Origin of the sequence: Sandaracinus amylolyticus (assembly GCF_021631985.1) — a bacterium.
Classification (GTDB): domain Bacteria; phylum Myxococcota_A; class Polyangia; order Polyangiales; family Sandaracinaceae; genus Sandaracinus; species Sandaracinus amylolyticus_A.
Window position 1 is genome coordinate 4,208,987 of the sequence record NZ_CP070225.1, and the last position, 20,709, is coordinate 4,229,695.

21 protein-coding genes and 1 pseudogene are annotated in these 20,709 nt (G+C 71.7%); 9 read left to right on the forward strand and 13 right to left on the reverse strand.

Features of this window, described 5'->3' with window-relative positions; genetic code table 11:
• Positions 1-294: 294 nt before the first annotated feature.
• Positions 295-1,380, forward strand: coding sequence for a hypothetical protein (locus I5071_RS17770; protein WP_236606664.1), 1,086 nt, complete (start codon positions 295-297; stop codon positions 1,378-1,380).
• 7 nt (positions 1,381-1,387) lie between these two features.
• On the opposite strand, the gene I5071_RS17775 is transcribed toward I5071_RS17770, so the two are convergent.
• Positions 1,388-1,948 carry a hypothetical protein gene (locus I5071_RS17775; protein WP_236606665.1) on the reverse strand — a complete coding sequence of 187 codons (561 nt, stop codon included), beginning with the start codon at positions 1,946-1,948 and terminating at the stop codon, positions 1,388-1,390.
• Between the two features lie 59 nt (positions 1,949-2,007).
• Here I5071_RS17775 and I5071_RS17780 point away from each other — a divergent pair, with 59 nt between their 5' ends.
• Complete coding sequence (locus I5071_RS17780; protein WP_236606666.1) at positions 2,008-2,532, forward strand: O-acetyl-ADP-ribose deacetylase; 525 nt, start codon at positions 2,008-2,010, stop codon at positions 2,530-2,532.
• 117 nt (positions 2,533-2,649) lie between these two features.
• On the opposite strand, the gene I5071_RS17785 is transcribed toward I5071_RS17780, so the two are convergent.
• Genes I5071_RS17785 through I5071_RS17805 form a run of 5 tightly spaced genes read right to left on the reverse strand, consistent with a single transcriptional unit; the run spans position 2,650 to position 7,855 of the window.
• Complete coding sequence (locus I5071_RS17785; RefSeq protein ID WP_236606667.1) at positions 2,650-3,324, reverse strand: hypothetical protein; 675 nt, start codon at positions 3,322-3,324, stop codon at positions 2,650-2,652.
• A gap of 12 nt (positions 3,325-3,336) precedes the next feature.
• Positions 3,337-4,113, reverse strand: coding sequence for a methyltransferase domain-containing protein (locus tag I5071_RS17790; RefSeq protein WP_236606668.1), 777 nt, complete (start codon positions 4,111-4,113; stop codon positions 3,337-3,339).
• Positions 4,110-5,024: an ROK family protein gene (locus I5071_RS17795; protein ID WP_236606669.1), complete on the reverse strand. Its 915-nt coding sequence runs from the start codon at positions 5,022-5,024 to the stop codon at positions 4,110-4,112. Before I5071_RS17795 ends, I5071_RS17790 begins: the two co-directional genes overlap by 4 nt.
• 18 nt (positions 5,025-5,042) lie before the next feature.
• Positions 5,043-7,382, reverse strand: a complete 2,340-nt coding sequence (locus tag I5071_RS17800; protein ID WP_236606670.1) for a hypothetical protein — start codon at positions 7,380-7,382, stop codon at positions 5,043-5,045.
• Positions 7,383-7,432: 50 nt separating this feature from the next.
• Complete coding sequence (locus I5071_RS17805; protein WP_236606671.1) at positions 7,433-7,855, reverse strand: hemerythrin domain-containing protein; 423 nt, start codon at positions 7,853-7,855, stop codon at positions 7,433-7,435.
• 149 nt (positions 7,856-8,004) lie between these two features.
• Between I5071_RS17805 and I5071_RS17810 the strand changes: the two genes are divergently transcribed.
• Positions 8,005-8,466: an STAS/SEC14 domain-containing protein gene (locus I5071_RS17810; protein WP_236606672.1), complete on the forward strand. Its 462-nt coding sequence runs from the start codon at positions 8,005-8,007 to the stop codon at positions 8,464-8,466.
• Here the strand turns inward: I5071_RS17810 and I5071_RS17815 are convergent, their stop codons facing one another.
• On the reverse strand, positions 8,467-9,960 hold the full coding sequence (locus tag I5071_RS17815; RefSeq protein WP_236606673.1) for an amino acid permease: 1,494 nt from the start codon (positions 9,958-9,960) through the stop codon (positions 8,467-8,469).
• Positions 9,961-10,055: 95 nt separating this feature from the next.
• Here I5071_RS17815 and I5071_RS17820 point away from each other — a divergent pair, with 95 nt between their 5' ends.
• On the forward strand, positions 10,056-10,781 hold the full coding sequence (locus tag I5071_RS17820; RefSeq protein ID WP_236606674.1) for a hemerythrin domain-containing protein: 726 nt from the start codon (positions 10,056-10,058) through the stop codon (positions 10,779-10,781).
• 17 nt (positions 10,782-10,798) lie between these two features.
• Here the strand turns inward: I5071_RS17820 and I5071_RS17825 are convergent, their stop codons facing one another.
• Both I5071_RS17825 and I5071_RS17830 read right to left on the reverse strand, forming a co-directional pair.
• On the reverse strand, positions 10,799-11,551 hold the full coding sequence (locus I5071_RS17825; RefSeq protein WP_236606675.1) for an amino acid ABC transporter ATP-binding protein: 753 nt from the start codon (positions 11,549-11,551) through the stop codon (positions 10,799-10,801).
• Positions 11,548-13,059 (reverse strand): ABC transporter substrate-binding protein/permease, encoded by a 1,512-nt coding sequence (locus tag I5071_RS17830; protein WP_236606676.1) that lies wholly within the window; start codon positions 13,057-13,059, stop codon positions 11,548-11,550. Before I5071_RS17830 ends, I5071_RS17825 begins: the two co-directional genes overlap by 4 nt.
• Positions 13,060-13,142: 83 nt before the next feature.
• On the opposite strand from I5071_RS17830, the gene I5071_RS17835 reads away from it, so the two are divergent.
• A complete protein-coding gene (locus I5071_RS17835; RefSeq protein ID WP_236606677.1) occupies positions 13,143-13,748 on the forward strand; it encodes a glutathione S-transferase family protein in 606 nt (201 codons plus the stop codon).
• Positions 13,749-13,807: 59 nt separating this feature from the next.
• Here I5071_RS17835 and I5071_RS17840 read toward each other — a convergent pair whose 3' ends face one another.
• A complete protein-coding gene (locus I5071_RS17840; protein WP_236606678.1) occupies positions 13,808-14,374 on the reverse strand; it encodes a hypothetical protein in 567 nt (188 codons plus the stop codon).
• A 115-nt stretch (positions 14,375-14,489) separates the two neighbouring features.
• Here I5071_RS17840 and I5071_RS17845 point away from each other — a divergent pair, with 115 nt between their 5' ends.
• Positions 14,490-16,022 carry a long-chain-fatty-acid--CoA ligase gene (locus I5071_RS17845; protein ID WP_236606679.1) on the forward strand — a complete coding sequence of 511 codons (1,533 nt, stop codon included), beginning with the start codon at positions 14,490-14,492 and terminating at the stop codon, positions 16,020-16,022.
• Between the two features lie 51 nt (positions 16,023-16,073).
• Here the strand turns inward: I5071_RS17845 and I5071_RS17850 are convergent, their stop codons facing one another.
• Positions 16,074-17,342 (reverse strand): hypothetical protein, encoded by a 1,269-nt coding sequence (locus tag I5071_RS17850; RefSeq protein ID WP_236606680.1) that lies wholly within the window; start codon positions 17,340-17,342, stop codon positions 16,074-16,076.
• A 254-nt stretch (positions 17,343-17,596) separates the two neighbouring features.
• On the opposite strand from I5071_RS17850, the pseudogene I5071_RS46995 reads away from it, so the two are divergent.
• Together I5071_RS46995 and I5071_RS17855 are read left to right on the forward strand one after the other, a co-directional pair.
• Positions 17,597-17,776: pseudogene (locus tag I5071_RS46995) on the forward strand (helix-turn-helix domain-containing protein); the annotation flags it as partial.
• A 152-nt stretch (positions 17,777-17,928) separates the two neighbouring features.
• Positions 17,929-18,288 (forward strand): AraC family transcriptional regulator, encoded by a 360-nt coding sequence (locus tag I5071_RS17855; protein ID WP_268921235.1) that lies wholly within the window; start codon positions 17,929-17,931, stop codon positions 18,286-18,288.
• Between the two features lie 3 nt (positions 18,289-18,291).
• Here I5071_RS17855 and I5071_RS17860 read toward each other — a convergent pair whose 3' ends face one another.
• The gene (locus I5071_RS17860; protein WP_236606682.1) at positions 18,292-19,338 is read right to left on the reverse strand and encodes a M20/M25/M40 family metallo-hydrolase; all 1,047 of its coding nucleotides are present in this window, start codon (positions 19,336-19,338) and stop codon (positions 18,292-18,294) included.
• Between the two features lie 128 nt (positions 19,339-19,466).
• On the opposite strand from I5071_RS17860, the gene I5071_RS17865 reads away from it, so the two are divergent.
• Positions 19,467-19,862 carry a VOC family protein gene (locus I5071_RS17865; RefSeq protein ID WP_236606683.1) on the forward strand — a complete coding sequence of 132 codons (396 nt, stop codon included), beginning with the start codon at positions 19,467-19,469 and terminating at the stop codon, positions 19,860-19,862.
• A gap of 215 nt (positions 19,863-20,077) precedes the next feature.
• Here the strand turns inward: I5071_RS17865 and I5071_RS17870 are convergent, their stop codons facing one another.
• Positions 20,078-20,683 carry a hypothetical protein gene (locus I5071_RS17870; RefSeq protein WP_236606684.1) on the reverse strand — a complete coding sequence of 202 codons (606 nt, stop codon included), beginning with the start codon at positions 20,681-20,683 and terminating at the stop codon, positions 20,078-20,080.
• Positions 20,684-20,709: the final 26 nt, after the last annotated feature.

The window sequence follows — 20,709 nt, forward strand, 5'->3', positions numbered from 1 at the left end:
CTGTCGACCCCCGGGCTGCGCGCGGGTCCCCATCCCGCTTGCGACGTGCGCGCTGCGCGCGCTTCCGTCTCGAGGTGCCGCGGATCTCGAACCCGCTTACGACGCGTTGCCGTCTCGAGCTGCGCGGATCCGGGCCATCGATCTCGCGGGCGCGAACCGACTCGAACGGCTGGGGTTTCCGGGCGCTCGGTGGTCTGTGTTAGCCTCGCATCGAACGCGCGATGTCCGCGCGCTTTCACCGCCTCCGAGGGCATCGCGTTGCGATCGCGCTTCGACGGGCAGAGGTGCTTGGCCGTGACTCGAGCTGAGAGAGCCGTCTCGCTGGTCCCGTCGATCGCTGCCCTGCTCGTCTTCACAGGCGCGCTCGCAGCGGGCTGCGGTGGGGGCGGCGGCGACGGTGACGACGTGGACGCGGGCGTGCGCGACGCGCAGGTCGGCGAGGGCGGAGTGGACGCGGGACGACGCGACTCGGGGCCCCCGGTCGACGCGATGGCTCCGCCGTCGTGCGAAGGCGTGACGTGCGACGCGTTCGAGTACTGCTTCGAGGGCGAGTGCGCGTCGTACCCGCCGTGCGCGGGCGACGGGACCTGCCGCGCGGGCTCCACCTGCCACTCGCGGTACTGCGTGCCCGACGACGTCGACGTCGACGGGGACGGCTCGCCGGCGGGCGAGGACTGCGACGAGGCCGATCCCGAGAACAGCCCGCTGCTCGACGAGATCTGCGACGGCGACGACGACGACTGCGACACCGAGGTCGACGAGGGCGACCCCGCCGCGATCTGCGAGTACTACCCGGGCGGCGGCGTGTGCATCGACGGCTCGTGCGGATGCCCGAGCGGCACGTTCGATCTCGATCGCGAGGTGCCGGGCTGCGAGTGCGCCGCGATGCCCGATCTCGGTCTCGGCGTGACCTGCGAGACCGCGATCGATCTCGGCTCGTTCCCCGACTCGCCGGGGCTCACGCAGGTCGTGACCGGCAACGTGCTGCCCGATGATCGCGTCGTCTGGTACCGCTTCACCGCGACCGACGTCGCCGACACGACCTGCGACAACTTCCACGTGCGCGCGCAGCTGACGTCGAACCCCGGTGACACGTTCGAGATCACCGTCTCGCGCGGGAGCTGCGCCGCGGTCGCGTGCCCGGGCCCGGTCACGCCGACGATCGACTACTCGTGGGCGACCGACTTCCGCGGCGACGTCGGAGGCGTGGTCTCGGGGCAGTGCCCGTGCTGGGCGGGCGGCACCACGCCGAGCGCGGCGGCCGCGCACTGCACCGACGACAGCGCGACCTTCTTCGTGCGGGTGCGCCGTCGGCCCGGCTCGGCGCTCAGCTGCGCGACGTACTCGCTCGAGATCTCGAACGGCGTCTACGACAGCTGAGGCCTGATCAGGGCAGATCGACGGTCAGCGCGCCGCCGAACGTCCACGCGCTCTCGGAGAGCGAGCTCGTCGCCGGGAGGCCGAAGTACCAGCCGTGGTGGACGCGCGCTTCGACCGCGACGCCGGTGACGATCGGGACGCCGATGCCGCCGCCGATGCCCGCCGACCACGCGTCGACGAGGCCGTCGCCGCGGCTCGGCAGCTGCACGCGCGAGCCGGTGATCTCGAGGTGCGGCACGAAGCCGAGCTCGGGCAGGTCGGGGCGCAACGTGAGCAGCACACCGCCGCCGAACGCCGGCGCGTCGCTCATGCCGCCGTCGGCGAACGCGACCTGGAGGAACCCGCCCGCGGCGAGCGGTCCCGCGACGTTGAACGCGACCTCCGCTCGCACGAGCGGGCGGAACGCGAGCGAGCCCGCGTCGTCGCCGGCGAGCGCGCCGCCGCTGACCGAGACGTGACCGCTCTCGGGATCGACCTCGGCCGCGTCCTCGGCGTGGGCGCCGGCTGGGACCGCGACGAGCGCGGCCACGACGAGCGCGGCGTTCCACCTGGACGTACTGCGGCCCATGTGGGCGCGACCCTTACCACGCGTGCTCAGGAGGTGCAAAACGCACTACTCTGGAACGCATGGCGATCACGGTGGAGCGCGGGGACATCACCCAGGTCGAGGTCGAGGCCATCGTGAACGCAGCGAACGAGACGCTGCTCGGTGGTGGCGGCGTCGACGGCGCGATCCATCGCGCGGCCGGGCGCGAGCTCCTCGAGGCGTGCCGCGCGCTGCCGATCGTCGAGCCTCCGCGCGTGCGTTGCCCGGTCGGCGAGGCGCGCATCACGCCGGCGTTCGGCAAGCTCCGCGCGACGTGGGTGATCCACGCGGTGGGCCCGCGCTATCGCGGCGTGTCGGAGGACGCGCGGCTGCTCGCGTCGGCGTTCCGCGCGTCGCTCGCGCTCGCCGAGGCGAACGAGGCCAAGAGCGTCGCGCTCCCCGCGATCTCGTGCGGCGTGTTCGGTTATCCGATCGACGCGGCGGCGTGCATCGCGATCGGCGTCGCGCGCGAGCGCGACTGGCGCATCGATGCGATCCGCTTCGTGCTCTTCAGCGACGACGTGCTTCGCGCCTTCCAGGACGCGCTCGCGAAGAGCGCGTCCTAGGAAGGGCCGAGGCCCTGCGCGCGCGCCGCTGCCCCCCCGACCCCGGCGCGCGCGCAGGTCTCCGGGGATAGCGCACTGCGTCGTGGCAGTCGCTCGCCCGACCGGGTGATCCCCGCGTCAGGGTCGCCGGATGCGCGAGCGCGCGGCGGTCTCGTCGAACGTGTCGGACCAGCCGTCGTAGTGGATCCGCGCGCTTCCGTCGGCGTAGGCCTGGAGCACGGTCGCGCGATACCAGGTGCCGTGCCACTCGACCCAGACCGGTGCGCCGACGCTCAGCACGTCGCTCGCGGTGAGCGCAGTGCCCGGCGTCGCGTAGGCACCGGGCACCGAGGCCGGCGGATCCGGTGGATCGTTCGCCTTCACGAAGACGATCACCGCCGCGATCACCACCACGAGCAGCGCGAACAGCACCTGCACGGCGCGCGCTCCGCCCTTCCCTGCGCGCGGCCCGGGCGGCGTCGCGGCGCGCGGCAGGATGCGCGTGGGCCCGACGTTCTCGTCCCACGAGCTCGACCAACCGTCATAGTGGACGCGCCACTCGCGCGGTCCGACGACGCCGACGACCGTCGCGTCCCACCACGAGCCGCGCCACTCGACGATCACCTTCTCGCCGACGCGATACGCGCTGTGCGGTGCGTCGACGATCTCGCCCTTACGCGCGCGCTCCGCGTCGGCGAGCGCACGATCGCGCGCCTGGTGCGCGGCGTCGCGCTCCTCGCGGAGCGCTTCGACCTCGCGCTCGAGCGCCTCGTTGCGGTGGCGGAGCGCGTCGCGATCGTCGCGGAACGACATGCGCTCGTGATCCTACTCCGATCGCACGGCGCGGAAGAGGATGCGCTCGAACGGGAAGAAGAACGGGCGCTCGTCGGGCAGGCGCGCGCGCAAGAGCTCGCGATAGCGCGCCTCGAAGGGCGCGTGGAGCTCGCGCGGCAGGCGCGTGAGGTACGCGGTGAGCAGCGTGCTGCGCGTCCAGTCGGCGACCGCGTCGCGCGTGTCGAGCACGTGTGGATAGACCTGCCTTCGCACGTGCACGTCGACGAGGCCGAGCGCGTGGAGCGCGCGCGCGTACTCGCTGATCTCGAGCACCGGAGAGATGCGTGTCCAGCCCGCGAGCGCGGCGCGGAACGGCGGCTCGGTCGCGACCTCGGCCGCGGCGGTGTGCGAGAGATGACGCTCGTTCGCGGGCACCTGCACGACGAGCTGTCCACCCGGCGCGAGGAACGACGCGAGGCGCGCGAGGAGCGCGGGGTGATCGTCGACCCAGTGGAGCGCAGCGTTCGAGAACACGAGATCGAGCGGCGCGTCGGGCGTGAACGCCTCGATCGGTGCGCGCGCGAACGAGAGCCCGGGCGCGAGGTACGCCGCGCTCTTCGCGAGCATCGTCTCGCTCGAGTCGATGCCGCGCGTGGTCGACGCAGCGAGCGTGTCGTGGACCACGCGCGTGAGCTCGCCGGTGCCGCAGCCGAGATCGACGGCGCGCATCGCGGGGCGCGGATGCACGAGCGCGAGCAGATCGTGGAAGGGCTGGGCGCGCTCGCGCGCGAAGCGCGCGTAGAGATCGGGACGCCACTCGCTCGTCATCGCGCACCGCCGATCGGCCAGAGCCACGCCGCGCCGCGCACGCCGCTCGAGTCGCCGTGCTCCGGAGGCACGATGCGCGTGGTGACGACGTCGCTGAACACCCACGAGGACAGCTGCGCGGGCACGTCGCGATAGAGCCGCGCGATCGATCCCACGCCGCCGCCGAGCACGATCACATCGGGATCGATCACGTCGATCACGATCGCGAGCGAGCGCGCGAGGCGATCCACGTAGCGCGCGAGCGTCGCCTCGCACGCAGCATCACCCGCGTCGGCGCGCGCGGCGATGGTCGGACCGTCGAGCGTCTCACCGGTCCGCGCGCGATGATCCTCGGCGAGCGCGGGGCCCGAGCACCACGTCTCCACGCAGCCGTGGCGACCGCAGTAACACGCGCGGCCGGGGCGCTCGTCGTCGCGCGGCCAGGGCAGCGGTGTGTGGCCCCACTCGCCGGCGATGCCGTGTCGACCGTTCAGCACGCTGCCGCGCACCACGACGCCGCCACCGACGCCGGTGCCGAGGATCACGCCGAACACGATCTCCGCGCCCGCTGCCGCGCCGTCGCTCGCCTCCGAGAGCGCGAAGCAATTCGCGTCGTTCGCGATGCGCACCGGACGCCCGAGCGCGCGCGACAGATCGCGATCGAGCGGGCGCTCGTTGAGACACACCGTGTTCGCGTTGCGCAGCAAACCGGTCGCGGGAGAGAGCGCGCCCGGCGTGCCCACGCCGACGCTCGCGCCCTCGCAGTCGGCCTCGCGCTCGACGGTGCGGACGAGCTCGGCGATCGCCGCGATGATCGCGTCGTACCCGTCGCGCGCCGGCGTCGCGATGCGGCGGCGCGCGGTGATGTTCCCGTCCTCCGCGAGCGCGATCGCTTCGATCTTCGTCCCGCCGAGGTCGACCCCGATTCGCATGCCCGAACGGTACGCCCCTCAGGGCTCGTCGTCGTCGCCTTCGTCGTCGTCGCCGTCGAGCTGTGCCCAGCGCGCTTCGAGCAGCGCGGCGCGACGCTCGAGCCGCTCGGCCCACCACGGCTCGGCGAGCTTCTCGCTCTCGGTCGCGACGCCTTCGGCCATCTCGCGCTCGAGCTCCTCGAAGCGCGCGACGAACGCGCTGCCCTCGTCGCCCGCGATCTCGAGATCCGAGGTGTCGCTGCGGAAGTCCGCGAGGTGCGCGCGCAGCTCGAAGAGCGCCGCCGCCGCGTGATCGAGATCGGCCCGCGCGATCGCCGAGCGGAAGCGCCCGCGCGCGAGCGTGAGGAACGCGTCGATCGCGTCCTCCCAGCGCGTGAGCCACGTCCAGAGCACGTCGAGCACCCGCCCCGAGAGCTCGAACACGCGCTCGCCGTCGCCGAGGTCCTCGTTCACCTCGATCGCGCGCACCAGCGCCTCGTGCGCGCGGCGATGGGCCTCGTCGAGCGTCTCGCTGGTCGCGTCGCCCGACTCGAAGAGCGCGTCGGCCTCGGCCTGCCAGAGATCCGCGATGCGCTCCCAGATCTCGTCCTCGCGACGGCGACCGTCGGGCACACGATCGTAGAGCGCGAGCGCGCGCCGCAGCCACGCCTCGCCGACCTCGGGATCACTGGTGCGCAGCGCGACCGCGATCGCGCGCTCGGCCTGCTCCTCGGCCTGCATCGGATCGCTGGGCTCGGGGAGATCCTGCGCCGGGAGCTGCACGCGCCCGCCGGGACGGAACCCGCTGCGCGCGGCGCGCCCCGCGGCGGCGAGACGGCCGGTCTGCTTCGCGAGCATCGCGCAGCGCTCGATCGCGCGCACCCAGCGCTCGTGATCGCGCGCCTCGAAGTACGTCGCGAGCTCCTCGAAGAGCGCGAGCGCGCCCGCGAGATCTCCCTCGAGCTCGAGCGCGCCCGCGAGGATCTCCTTGGCCTCCATGGCGAGCGCGCGATCCTCGGAGGCGATCGCGTGCTCGAGCCAGCGTCGGGTGAGCGCGAGCGTCCCGCGCTCGAGATCGCGATTGCCCCCGAGCGCGCTGCGATCGACGAGCGCCGCGACGAGATCGAGGGTGTCCTCGTCGGGCCCGACCAGCGCGCCGTCGCGCCAGAGCCGCGAGCCCGCGAGCGCCTCCGCGTCGCTCGCCGGGAGCAGCGGGTCGGCGACCAGCGCCGAGATCACGCGGGCATCCGCCGCGTCGGTGATCGACGCACGCAGGCGAGCGAGGCGCGCGCCGCGCGCGCTCTCGGACCACGGTGACTCGTCGAGCAGCTCGCGCACCCGCGCCGCGTCGACCGGGTGCATCGCCTCGAGCGCGTCGGGGCGCAGCGCCGCGAGCACGTCGAGCATCTGCTCGTGCGCGGTCACGCGCGCGCGCAACGAGAGATCCTCGGCGCCGCGTGCGCTCGCGAGATCGGCGAGGCGATCCAGCAGCATCAGCACGCGCCCGCCGTCCTCGAGCAGCGCGGGGCGCGGCAGCGGATCGCTCGCGAGCGCAGCGCGCGCGGCGAGCGCCTCACCGACACGATCGACGAGCGCCTCGAGCGTCGCGACCGTGGGCTCGCGCAGGCGCGACTCGAGCTCGGCCTCGAGCGCCTCGTCCCACGGGAAGAAGAGCGTCGACGCGATGTCCCACGCGAGCAGGCGCCCCTCGTGCTCGGGGTGCCCCGCGACGCGCGGCGCGAGCTCCGCGACCAGCGTGCGGACCGGCGCGACCTCGAGCCATCCCGAGAGCTCGTCGAGCAGGCGATCGATCTCGGGATCGGGCAGCTCGCCCTCGCGCACGAGCGCGTGGTAGTCGCGCACCGCCTGGCGCGCCTCGCCCAGCTCGCGCGCCGCGAACGCCCAGCTCGCGCGCTGGCGGAGCCACTCGAAGCGCTGCGTGGGGCGCGCGCCGAGGTACCCGAGCGGAAGCTCCGACGCCGCGAGCATCGATGCCGCGTGCGCGTACCAGCCGAGCTCGACGAACGCGCGCGAGAGCGCGATCGCGCGCTCCACCTCGAGCTCGAGCGCGCGGCGGACGTCCTCGGGGAAACGCACCGCACGGCGCAGCGCGGGCAGGGTGCGATCGACGCGCTCGCGGAACCCGAGGAGCGCGTGCACCCGCGGCCGCTCGACGTGGCGCACGCCGAGCCCGCCTCCGCGCACCCCGCCGAAGCCCGCTCCGAGCTCGATCTCGGCGCGCACGAGCGCTTCGATCCCGTCGAGGGCCTGGCCCGACTCGAGCGCGCGATCGGCCTCGCGGAGCGCGGCATCGACCACCTCGTCGGGCGCCGCCCCCACACGGAACGACGCGAGCGCCTCGTCCAGCGTGCTCGCCATGAGGCGCGCGCTCTAGCACCTCGCGCGGGCAGGGGCGAGAAGCGAGGTTCTCAGCGCACCAGCGCGTCCACCACCGGATAGAGCTGCTTGTTCTCCGTCGCCATCCGGCGTCGCAACATCTCGAAGGTCTCCAGCGTGGAGACCATGAACGCGCGCGGCTCGAGCGAGATCGCGTGCGCGCTCGACCAGCGCGCTTCGTACGCGTCGAAGCCCTCGTAGACGGGACCGAGCTCGCGGACGAGGCGCACCGCGAGCTCGCGCACCTGCGGATCGTCGTGGCGCAGCAGCTCGGGATAGAGCGCGTCGTTCTCCATCGCCGCGTGCACCCTCAGCTTCCCCGCGAATCGCGCGACGAGACGCCGGCAGAGCGACGCGTCCTGCTCGAGCACCTCGATGCGCAGGTGCGTGCCGATCTCCACCGCGAGCTCCTGGAGCTCCTGGTGCTGCCTCCGGAACTGATCGCTTCGTCGCATTCGCTCGCCCCCTCGACGAAGCTACGAGCGACGCCGCGCGGCGGATCGCGGATCGCGCGGATCACCCGCGAAACAAGGGCGAAATCGCGACATGTAGCGCTCGTTCGCACCCGTTGACAGCGATCGATCGCGCGAAGAGTCTCGCCCCCATGAGCCTGGGGGACGCGCTCGCAGCGCCGGTCGATCCGGCGCGCGAGAGGACTGGGATCCACGTCGCGATCGACACGTGGCCGCGCGTGCGGCTCACGTGGCCTGCCGGCGTTCGGCACGACGCGGAGGTCGCGGACGCACTGCACACGCTCGAGGCGATCGCGCAGCGAGGTCGGCCCTTCGTGCTGCTCGTCGACGCGCGCGACGCGCGGCCGCCGACGCCGGCGCAGCTCGGGATGATGCTCGATGCGATGCGCCGCATCGGTCCCGACGCGCGCTGCCTCGCGCACGCGGTGGTGACGCGATCGGCGCCGGTGCGCGCCTTCGTCGACTCGTTGCGGTGGATGCGCCTCACGCCCTCGGCGTGGGCGTACTTCGACGACGAGCCGAGCGCGATCGCGTGGCTCGCCGACGAGCAGCGCACGAACGTGCGCCGCCGCAGCGATCGCCCGCGCGCGTGATCAGCCGCCGGTCTTCTTGCCGAGCACCGAGTTGCGCCAGCCGTACGCGAAGTAGAGCGCGAGGCCGATCACGAGCCACACCGCGAAACGCTCCCACGCCGTCGGGGGCAGGCCCGCCATCGTCCACAGGCACGCGACCGCACCGAGCGGCGCGACGACCCACACGAAGGGCACGCGGAACGGGCGCGGACGGTTCGGATCGACGACGCGCAGCACCATCACGCCGATGCAGACGAGCAGGAACGCGAAGAGCGTCCCGATGTTCGTGAGGTCGTACGTCGCGTCGTCGTCGGCGACGAGCGCGCCCACGCCCACGAGCACGCCGGTGAGGATCGTGAGCGTCCACGGCGTCTTGTACTTCGGGTGCACGTTCGCCATGCGCTTCGGGAGCAATCCGTCGCGCGCCATCGAGAGCAGGATGCGCGGCTGGCCGTACTGGAAGACGAGCAGCACCGCGCTCAGCGAGATCACCGCGCCCGCGGCGACGAGCCACTGCACGACCGGCAGGCCCGCGGTCTCGAGCGCATGCGCGAGCGGATCGGAGACGCGCATCGAGTCCCACGGCGCGAGGCCCGTCATGACCGCGCCGACGATCACGTAGATGACGGTGCAGATCGCGAGGCCCGCGAGGATGCCGATCGGCATGTTGCGCTGCGGGTCCTTCGTCTCCTCGGCCGCGGTCGAGATCGCGTCGAAGCCGATGTACGCGAAGAAGACGATCGCCGCGCCCTGGTGGATGCCGGTCCATCCGTTGGGCGCGAACGGCGTGTAGTGCGCGGGGTCGATGTTCATCGCGCCCACGACGACGAAGAGCGCGAGCACGACGAGCTTCACGATGACCATGATCGTGTTGGCGCGCGCGCTCTCCTTCACGCCGATGAGGAGCAGCCCGGTGACGACGCCGACGATCAGGAACGCGGGCAGGTTGATCAGGATCGGGATGCCCGCGACGTGCGGTGCGGTCTCGAGCAGCGCGCGCACCTCGGGATGGCTGCTCGCCGCGACGTCGAAGTAGCCGTGGATGAGCCAGCCCGGCATGTGGATGCCGAAGCCCGAGAGCATCGAGTCGAGGTAGCCCGCCCACGCGATCGCGACCGCGACGTTGCCGACCGCGTACTCGAGGATGAGATCCCAGCCGATGATCCACGCGACGATCTCGCCGAGCGTCGCGTAGGCGTACGCGTACGCGCTGCCCGCCTGCGGGATCATCGACGCGAGCTCCGCGTAGCAGAGCGCCGCGAGGCCGCAGACGACGCCGAGCAGGATGAACGACACGACGACCGCGGGGCCCGCGCCGTAGCGCACGACCTCGCCGGTCTCGCGCACCTCGCCCGCGACCGCGGTGCCGATCGAGCTGAAGATGCCCGCGCCGATCACCGCGCCGATCGCGAGGAAGATCAGATCGCGCGCGCCGAGCGCGCGATGCAGCGAGTGCGGGGAGTCGCCGGGCTCGAGGTCGGCGATCGGCTTGCGCGAGAGGAGACGCCTGAGCATCGAGCCGCGCAGGATAACCGAGTGCGCAGATGTGCGGGTGAGCACCATCACGCGCACGGGGAGCGGCGTGGGGACCTGGAGCTCGGAGGAGATCCATGCCGGCCGCACCCCTGGTCATCGGTCCCGAGACCTCGCTCCGCGAGCTCGCGCTGCGCGTCGAGGGCGCGTGGCGAGTGCTCGGCGAGCGCCACATCGACTACGCGGCCGCGAGCGCGAAGTCGCTGCGCGACGCGTGCGCGAGCGAGGGGTTCGACGTCGCGCGGGTGATCGCGGAGCTCGAGTCGGAGCGCGCGCGGACGCGCGTGCACGGCGCGACGCGCGAGACGTGCTGGAGCGATCACGCGCCGTGGGAGCTCGTGGAGCACCTGCTCGACGCGCACCATCCGTTCACGTGGCGCGAGCTCGAGCGCATCGGCGCGGCGTTCGACGACGTGCTGCGCGAAGCGCGCAGCCGCGAGCTCGTGGAGCTGGCGGATCTGTTCGCGTCGCTGCGCACCGATCTCGAGCCGCACATGCGCAAGGAGGAGCGCGTGCTCTTTCCGTGGATCCTCTCGCTGCGCGTGCACGACGCGGAGGGCACCACGCCGCCCACGCCGCCCTTCGGTCATCCGCGCCATCCGGTGCGCGTGATGCGCGGCGAGCACGATGCCGCGAGCGAGATCATGGCGCGCATGCGGCACCTGACGCGCCGCTACACGCCGCCCGACACCGCGACGCCGCGCTGGCGCGCGCTCTACGAGGCGCTCGACGCGCTCGATCGCGATCTGGTCCGGCACGTCTCGCTCGAGAACGACGTGCTCTTCCCGATGATCGCGGGCTGAGCGCTGCCCCTGGGAGCTCAGTCCTCGAGGCCGAGGAACGTGCGGGTGCGCGGATCGGTGGGGCGCGCGAGCACGTCACCGGGCGCGCCGTCCTCGATGACGTGGCCCTCGTAGAGCACGAGCGCGCGATCCGCGAGCTTCTCCGCGAAGCGCATCTCGTGGGTGACGATCACCAGCGTGAGCTTCGCTTCTTCGGTGAGCTGATCGAGGAGGTCGACGAGATCGCCGACGCGCTGGGGATCGAGCGCCGACGTGGGCTCGTCCATGAAGAGCACCTTGGGGTCCATCGCGAGGGCGCGCGCGATCGCGCAGCGCTGCTGCTCGCCGCCCGACATGCTGCGCGGCATCGCGCTCTCGCGGTGCGAGAGGCCGACCTTCGCGAGCAGCTCGCTCGCCCGCGCCCGCGCCTTCTCGGGCGCGTCACCGCGCACGTGGATCGGCGCCTCGCACACGTTCTCGAGCGCGGTGCGGTGCGGGAACAGGTGCCACTGCTGGAAGACCATGCCCGCCTGCGCGTGCAGCACCTTCAGCGCCGCCGCGTTCTTGCGCAGCGTGCCCGGCGCGAGGTGCGCGTCCGCGACGCGAACGCTCCCTCCCTCGAACGGCTCGAGCCCGATCATGCAGCGGAGCATCGTCGACTTGCCGCCGCCGCTCGGCCCGACGAGCGCGACCGCCTGGCCCGCCGCGATCTCGAACGAGATCTCGCGCAGGACCGTGCGCTCGCCGTAGCGCTTCACGATCTTCTTCACCTCGATCACGGGCGCGCTCATCGCGACTCCTGTCTCGCGAGCTTCTGCTCGAGGTGCTGCGAGAGACGCGAGAGCGGATAGCTCATCGCCATGTAGAACGCGGCGCAGAGCAGGCCGGGCAGGAGCCAGCTGCGCACGTCGATCGCGGTGATCGTCATCCGCTTCGTCAGCTCGACCACGGTGATCACCGACACCAGCGAGCTGTCCTTGAGCAGCGCGATGAAGTCGTTGGTCACGCCGGGCAGCGCGATGCGGAACGCCTGCGGCACGACCACGCGGCGCAGCGCGAGCATCGTGCCCATGCCGAGCACCTTCGCGGCCTCCATCTGTCCCGGCGGGATCGCCTGGATGCCGGCGCGATAGATCTCCGCTTCGTACGCCGCGTAGTTGAGCCCGAGGCCGACCACCGCCGCGACCAGCGCGTCGGACTCGATCCCCGCGTGCCACCCGAGCGCGTGGCGCACCGAGGGCATGATCCCGAAGTAGAGCAGGTAGAGCTGCAGCAGCACCGGCGTGCCGCGGAAGAGCTCGACGTAGAACGTCGCGGGCACCGCCAGCCCACGCGGCCCGTACATGCGCGCGAGCGCGAGCAGCAGCCCGAGCCCGATCGCGAGCACCATCGCCGACGCGCTCACGAGCAGCGTGACGATCGCGCCCTGCAGGAAGAGCCACACGTGGTGCAGCGAGAAGTGCGCGTGGCCGTGCACGCGCAGCATCGCGCGCGTGTCGTCCTCGGTCCACGTCGCGAGGCGCCCCTGTCGCTCGTGGTCGATCTCCCAGCGCGAGAGGATGCGCCGCAGCTCGCCGCTCGCCGCGAGGCGCGCGATCGCCTGGTCGATCGCGTCGCGCAGATCGCCCTCGCCCTGGCGCGCCGCGACCGCGTAGAAGCCCTCGCCGCTGTCCTCGACGAGGCGCAGCGAGGGGCGCACGAGCCCGTATCGCGACGCGATGATGTCGTCGAGCAGCACCGCGTCGAGGCGGCCTCCCTCGAGATCGGCGTAGGGCTCCTCGACGCCCTCGTACGCGACGACCTCGACGCCCGCGGCGTTGAGCATGTCCCACGAGAACGAGCTCGCGAGCGTGCCCACGCGGCGCCCGCGCAGCGACTCGAGGTCCGTCACGCTGGTGTCCTCGGCGCGCGCGACGAGCTGCGCCGCGAACACGAAGTAGGGGCGCGTGAAGAGCACCGAGTCGGCACGTGATGGCGTGACCTCGAGCCCGTTCATCGCGACGTCGAACGAGCCGCGCTCGAGCGAGGGCACGAGGTTCGACCAGTCGTTCTGGACGAACTGCGCGCGCACCCCCATCTCGCGCGCGATCGCGTCGGCGAGCTCGACCTCGAAGCCGATCAGCGTGCCCGGGCGCGCGGGGTCTTCGAACACGTAGGGCTCGCCGCCCTGCACGTCGCCGCCCCAGCGCAGCACGCCGGTCCGCCGCACCCGCTCGAGGCCCGACTCGCTCGGCTCGTCGCACGACGCGAGCAGCGCCGCGATCAGCGCCAGCCCGAGGAACGCCGGAGATCGCCGCATCGTGGCGCGAGAGGTATCGCAGTCCACCAGCGCTGGGAAGAGGCCAGGGGCGGCTATAGGACGGACCCAGGAGGAGACGATCGATGATCACCGTCCACGGCAACCCGCACAGCACGTGCACGCGCAAGGTGCTCACCACGCTCGAGGAGAAGGGCGCGAGGTACGACCTGCGCGTCGTCGATCTCGCGACGAAGCAGCAGAAGTCGAGCGAGCACCTCGCGCGTCAGCCCTTCGGCGTGGTGCCGGTGCTCGATCACGACGGATTCGAGATGTACGAGTCGCGCGCGATCGTCCGCTACCTCGATCGCGCGCTGCCGGGCGTCTCGCTCACGCCGAGCGACCTGCGCGACTACGCGCGCATGGAGCAGTTCGTGTCGATCGAGCAGTCGTACTTCAGCGGACCGAGCATCCAGCTGCTCTACCAGGCGCGCGGCGGACAGCCCGACGCGAAGATCGTCGACGAGAACCGCACGAAGCTCGCACACACCGCGGACGTGCTCGATCGCCGGCTCGGCGAGGCGAAGTACCTGGGCGGCGCTTCGTTCTCGCTCGGCGACATCTCGTTCATGCCGTACTTCGCGCTGCTCGAGCGCCTCGGGCACGGCGACATCGCGTCCTCGCGCAAGAACGTGTCGCGCTGGTGGGCAGAGGTGTCGGCGCGAGAGAGCTGGAAGAAGGTGAGCGGCTGAGCGAGGACCGCTACGGATTTCGTAGCGCTACGAAATCCGTAGCAACGTCCGCCCCCCTCTCAGAATTCGATCGCGCCGACGACCGGATGGCGCTCGACGAGCCCGATCACGAAGAGCACGAGACCGACGACCTGCGCGGACGTGATCGCGACGACCGCGCCCCACTCGCCCGCGAGGTCCTCGTGGAACGAGCCGCAGGTGTCGAACGCGACGAGGCTCACGAGGGCGCCCAGCGCCGGGAGCGCGGCGAGCGGGCGCGATCGCTCGCGGCACCAATCGCCGGTGCCGAACGACTGCCACACGACGTAGAGCAACGAGATCGTGTAGCCGGTCAGGAACGACGCGACGCCAGCACCGACCAAGCCGTGATCGATGGCTGTCTCGTCGGGCTCGTCCGCTTCGTCGCCCGGCGGGCCCGGCGCAGCAACCTCCGGCGCGGCGTCGAGCGCGAGGACGCAATTCTCGCCGTCCGCGCGCCAGCCCGATGGGCATCGTGGCGTGCCCTCGCAGGCTCGCGCGTCGCTCGACCACGTCTGCCCCGGCCAGCAACCCTCGACGCTTGGCTGCGCCCGCGCGGAGACGACTGCGAACGACGACACGAACGCGGCGAGCGCGAGGGTCCGCATCCCGCGATGCTACGCGATCGGGCGGGGTCCTCGCGCGACGCTCGGCCTAACACCGCGACACCACGCGGTGTTACCATCGCGCGCTCTTCACCCGAACGAAACAGGGGGATTCTCGATGACGCTGAACATCGCCACGCTGCTTCGCGAGAGCGCCAAGCGGTACGAGGCCAAGCCCGCGATGGTGCTGGGCGACGTCACCCTGCCCTACGCGATGCTGCACGGGATGGTGCAGCGCTTCGCGGGCGGGCTCGCCAAGCTCGGCGTGCACCGCGGGCAGCACGTCGCGCTGATGCTCCCGAACGTGCCGCACTTCACGATCGCGTACTACGGCGGTCACTACGCCGGCACGCCGATCGTGCCGCTCAACGTGCTGCTCACCGCCGACGAGATCGCGTACCACCTCGACGACTCCGACGCGGTCGCGCTGGTCGTGTGGGAGGGCTTCCTGCCGCAGGCGCAGGCTGCGTTCGCGCGCACCGACTCGTGCAAGCACCTGATCGTGTGCAAGGCCGACCGCGCCGATCTCTCGGCGCCCGAGGGCGCGGTCAATTTCACCGCGCTCCTCACGAGCAGCGATCCCGTCACCGACGTCGCGCCGACGATGCCCGACGAGACCGCCGTCATCCTCTACACGTCGGGCACGACGGGCCGTCCGAAGGGCGCGGAGCTCACGCACTTCAACCTCTTCTTCAACGCGCACTTCGTCCGCACGCAGCTGCTGCCGATCACGCACGAGACGATCGCGCTCGGCGTGCTCCCGCTCTTCCACTCGTTCGGCCAGACCTGCATCCAGAACGCGACGCTCGCCGCGGGCGGCACCGTCGTGCTGATGCCGCGCTTCGATCCCGACGGCGCGATGCAGATCATGCAGAAGCACCGCGTGAACCTGTTCGCCGGCGTGCCGACGATGTTCTTCGCGCTGCTGCACCACCCCGAGTCCGCGAAGTACGACGTCGCGTCGCTGCGCCACTGCATCTCGGGCGGATCGGCGATGCCGGTCGAGGTGATGAAGGCGTTCGATCAGAAGTACGGCGTGAACACGCTCGAGGGCTACGGCCTCAGCGAGACGTCGCCGGTCGCCTCGTTCAACACGCTCGACAAGCCGAAGAAGGCGGGCTCGATCGGCGTGCCGATCTGGGGCTGCGAGTTCCGCCTCGAGGACGATCAGGGCAACGTCGTCACCGAGAACGACAAGCCCGGTGAGATCTGCATCAAGGGCCACAACGTCATGAAGGGGTACTGGAAGCGCCCCGAGGCGACGGCCGAGGCGATCAAGGACGGTTGGTTCCACTCGGGCGACGTCGCGACGCGCGACTCGGACGGCTACTACTTCATCGTCGATCGCAAGAAGGACATGATCATCCGCGGCGGGTTCAACGTGTACCCGCGCGAGATCGAAGAGGTCCTCTACGCGCATCCCGCGGTCGCCGAGGCCGCGGTGATCGGCATCCCGCACGCGAGCCACGGCGAAGAGGTGAAGGCCGTGATCGCGAAGAAGGCGGGACACGAGTCGGTCACCGCCGAGGACGTGATCGCGTACTGCAAGGAGCGCCTCGCCGCGTACAAGTACCCGCGCGTCGTCGAGTTCCGCGATGCGCTCCCGAAGGGCCCGACCGGGAAGATCCTGAAGCGCGAGCTCCGCACCTGAGCACGACGATCGCGGTGCCCGCGCCGGCGCGCGTGGGCACCGCGACGAACGTCAGTGGCAGGTCTCGACGTCGGGTGCGGGCGGCGCGTAGGGCAGCGTGGTGTTCCGCGTGACCGTCCAGCTGGGGGGCGCCGGCGGCAGCCCGAAGCCCGAGTCGCTGTAGAAGACGTTGTCGGTGATCGTCAGGTCCGAGATCGTCGTCGGGCTCACGATCGCGAGGCCGTTCGTGCCGCTGTAGTGGACCGTGCTCCCGACGATCCAGGCGCGATCGATGTCGTCGCCGGGCTCGTTGCCGAGCATGAACCCGGTGCCGACGAGCGTGCTCTCGCCGAGGTACGCGCGCGAGGACGAGCCGTGCACGCGCCAGTTGTGCTTGCCCGGGTTGGTGAGCGTCGAGCGCGCCACGACCGTGCGATCGGTCTCGTGGAAGCGGACCGTCGCTTCGGGGCCCGCCGAGCGCAGGACGCTGTGCGCGACGATCACGTCCTCGCTGAAGAGCGGCGCGACGAGCCCGGTGAACAGCGAGTAGCGCGCGGCGGTCACGTCGGCGCCGACGATCGCGATGCGACGACCGTGCAGGAAGAACGCGGTGTCGCTCGAGCGCACGGTCACACACTCGATGGTCACGTCGCTGACCATCAAGTGCTCCTGCGGCGTGTGCGGCGGGTTGTTGAAGTCGATCGGCAACCAGATCTGGATCGTGTCGTAGCTGCCGCCCGAGATGCGGATGCGCTGCTGGCTCCAGTAGATCGTGAGCGCTTCGATCGACGCGTCGGGGTCGAGGATCACCTCCACGTCGGAGCCACGGATCGTGTAGAAGCCCGCGTGATCGCCGTGCACGCGGACGGTCACGTTCGAGAACGCATCGAGGGCGGCCCGCAGCTCGGAGTCGGTGTCGACGTCGATGACGCTCGTCGTGATCGGGAGCGCGGGCCAGGTGAGCTCCGCGAGCTCGGGCGGGAGCGCGCCGAGATCACGCGTCGCGCACGCGCACGCGGGCTGGCCCGCGTCGGTCCCGGCGTCGATGACGATGGGCCCCCCATCCACGCCGGCATCGACGCCCGAATCGAGGGCTGCATCGACGCCGGCGTCGATCGCCGCGTCGACCCCGGCATCGATCGCCGCGTCGACACCGGCGTCGATCGCCGCGTCGATCTCGGTCGATGGACCCGCGTCCGTGTCGTCGCACGTCTCGGGCGCGGGCGTCGTGACGAGGCCGGCAGCGGGCTCGCCCTCGCAGCCGCCGGCGACGAGCACGACGAGGACCGCGACCGTGCGACGCACGACGCGGACCGAGGCGAAGGGTCCAGTGGTCGACATGCGACCACATGTCGGCGCGCCTCGTGTTGGCCCAACGCTCCACGACGTGTTGACGCCGAGCGCACGGTCCCGTCGCGCGCGTCGAGCGTGCTAGAGCGTCTCGCCGCGCATGGTCCGACAGGCGTCCACCGAGATCGACTATCGCGCGCGCATCACGCGCGCACAGCGCGCGATCGAAGCACGGCTCGACGCGCCGCCCGGCCCGGCCGAGCTCGCGGAGCTCGCGGGCTTCTCGCTGCACCACTTCCCATCGCGTGTTCCGCGGCGTGGTCGGCGAGTCGGTCGAAGAGCACGCGCGCAGGCTCCGACTCGAGCGCGCGGCGCGGCGCCTTCGCGCGTCGGAGGTGCCGGTCGTGCAGATCGCGCTCGAGGCGGGCTACGGATCGCACGAGGCGTTCACGCGCGCGTTCCGCGATGTCTTCGGGATGCCGCCCTCGCGTTATCGCGGCGAGTCTCCGCTGCGCGTGGCCGGAGTGATCGAAGAGCGCTCCGTCGAGCTGCGCGACATCGAGCCCTTCGACGTCGTCGTGCGCCGTCACGTGGGCCCGTTCGACACGCTCGGCGAGGCGTTCGGGCACCTCTTCGGATGGGCCGCGACGCGCGGCGTGGTGCCCGGCGCAGCGCGCTCGATCGGGCTCTATCACGACGATCCGAGATCACCGCGCCCGATCGCCTGCGCAGCGACGTGGGCATCGAGACGTCGCTCGCGCCCGGGCCTGCGAGCGGCCTCGAGCGACACACGATCGCGGGCGGGCGCTACGCCGTCGCGCTGCACGTCGGACCGCACCACACGATCGGCCCGACCTATCTCGCGCTGCTCGGACGCTGGGCGCCCGCGGCACGCGCCGAGCTCGCGCCCGAGCCGGTGATCGAGCACTACCTGACGCCGCAGGACACGCCGCCCGACCAGCACCGCACCGAGGTCTGGATCCGGCTGCGCGCGTGATCGCTACGGCGCATCGAGGATCTGCGCCGCGGCCGCGACCGTGACGCGCACGACGCGCGTCGCGAAGTCGAGATCGAGGTTCGCGGGGACGTCCGGCCCCGCGCCGCAGTGGTAGCTGTCGTACCGGAAGTTCGCGGTGTCGCTCAGCATCAGCCCCGGATACGCGCTCGCCCAGAACGACGCGTGATCGGAGCGACGCAGATCGGACGCGACCGGCGACGCGAGCACCGACGCGGGCACGTCGAGGCGCACGAAGGGCAGCCCGATGCGATCGGCGTGCGCCTCGAGCGCGTCGATCGCGGCGCGGGATGCGGGATCGCCGATCGCTGCGATGAAATCGCCGCGCGACTCGTTCGCCTCGATCTCTCGCGCGGCCTGCGGGAAGAGCACGTCGATGCCCGTTGCGAGCCGCTGCGATCCCGGCGCGTCGCTGGTGTAGCCGATCATCTCGAGGACGAACGCGGCGTCGATCGTCTCGCCCGCGTCTCTCGCGCGCGCCGCGTGCGCGGTCGAGCCGATCAGCCCGCGCTCCTCTTCGTCCCAGCACGCGACGACGAGCGTCCGCGCGAACGAGCGCGACGCGAGCACGCGCGCGATCTCGAGCGCGCCCGCGACGCCGCTCGCGTTGTCGTCGGCGCCGTCGCAGCCCGCGACGTGGTCGTAGTGCGCGCCGACGATCACGCGGCGCTCGGGCGTGGTCGTCCCGACACGGGTGCCGATCACGTTGACGCCGGTGCCGTAGTCGTGTCGCTCGACCTCGAACCCGAGCGACTCGAGCCGTGTCGCGCAGAGGTCCTGCACCGCCTGCCAGTGGTCCGACGCCGGCTCGCGCGGGTGCGCGATCGCGACGAGATCGCGCTCGTAGCGGGAACGGTCGACGCAGCTCGCGAGCGCGAGCGGCTCGTCCTGCCCGCACGCCGGCAGCGGGCCCGCGTCACGTCCTCCGTCGCGACCGGCGTCGGTGCCCGCATCGATGCCAGCGTCCTCACGCATCGCGTCGCTCCCGCACGACACCACGAGCACGAGCCACACCACGCACGGCGCACGCATGACGCACGAGGACCACGCGCCGCGACGTCGTGCAAGCCCTCGCGCGACGGCCGCCGGGCTCGATGCGCACGGACGGTCAAGCGCCGCCTCCGCGGCGGTGCTCTCCTCGGGCGCAGGAGGACCCGACGATGATCGATCACCTGAGCACCTACGCGACCGACTACGCCGCGACGAAGCGCTTCTACGATGCCGTGATGCCCGCGCTCGGCCACCGGTGCGTCATGGAGCTCACCGCGAGCTGGAACCCCGAGTGGCCCACGCAGCGCATGTGCGCGTACGGCCCGGGCGACAAGCCGATCTACTGGATCATCGAGGCGCGCGCGTCGTCCACGCCGCGGCACATCGCGTTCGCCGCGCAGAGCCGCGCCGAGGTCGATGCGTTCCATCGCCGCGGGCTCGAGACGGGCGCCGAGGATCACGGCGCGCCCGGCGTGCGCGCGCACTACCACCCGGCCTACTACGGCGGGTTCCTGCTCGACCCCGACGGCAACAACGTGGAAGCGGTCTGCCACACGCCCGGCTGAGGAGCGGAGAATTTCTGAGGAGAGCAGGAGGAGAAGGAAGACCAAGTGAATGGGTCTTCTGATCGACCGACTGAATCCGTCGCGCTCGACCGGGAGAATTCTCGGACGAAGCGGAAGGCCGAGCGAGGTCGATGGCTCGTCGAAGCGGCACCCACGGGTCTCGATCTCGCAGGATTCTCTCCTGATTTCCTGCTCTCCTCAGCGGAAACTCTCTCCTAAGAGGTCGCGCGCTGTGCGACGTCGCGCTGCACGTGCAGCACGCGGTTGCGCATCGCCTGCACCTGATCGCGCAGCGCGCTCGCCTCGCGCACCAGGTCCGGCCAGTTGCCATCGCGCGCGAGCCCCGCGATCGCCTCGGCCTCGGTGATCACCGAGTCCATGCGCCCGCGCACCTCGTTCAGCGCGGGGAGCAGCTCGTCCGCGCTCGCGCCCGCCGCCTGGCGCTCCGCGACCTGCGCGACCGGCCCGTGCACCTCGCGCGCCGCCGCACCGAGCTTCGTGAACCGATCGAGCAGCGTCTGCAGCTCCGCCGCGCGCACTTGCATGCGCTTCGCCGCATCGAGCACGCGCTCCATGCTCGTCTGCTGCACGTCGCGCGCGCCGTTCATCGCGGCGAGGAGACTGCCGAGCAGGCCACCGAGGCGCTGCTCCGACTCCGACGCGTCGGAGAGCAGCTTCTTGCTGCGCGCCAGCGTCTTCTCGGAGCTCACCTCGGTGCGCTGCAGCTCCGACGCGAGCCGCTCGTAGCGCTCGAGCTCGCGCTCGAACTCCTGCGCCGCCGCGGCCAGCGCACCCTCTGCCTTCTTCGCTCCCGTGCTCATCGACACGCTCCCTCGCCCGAGATCCT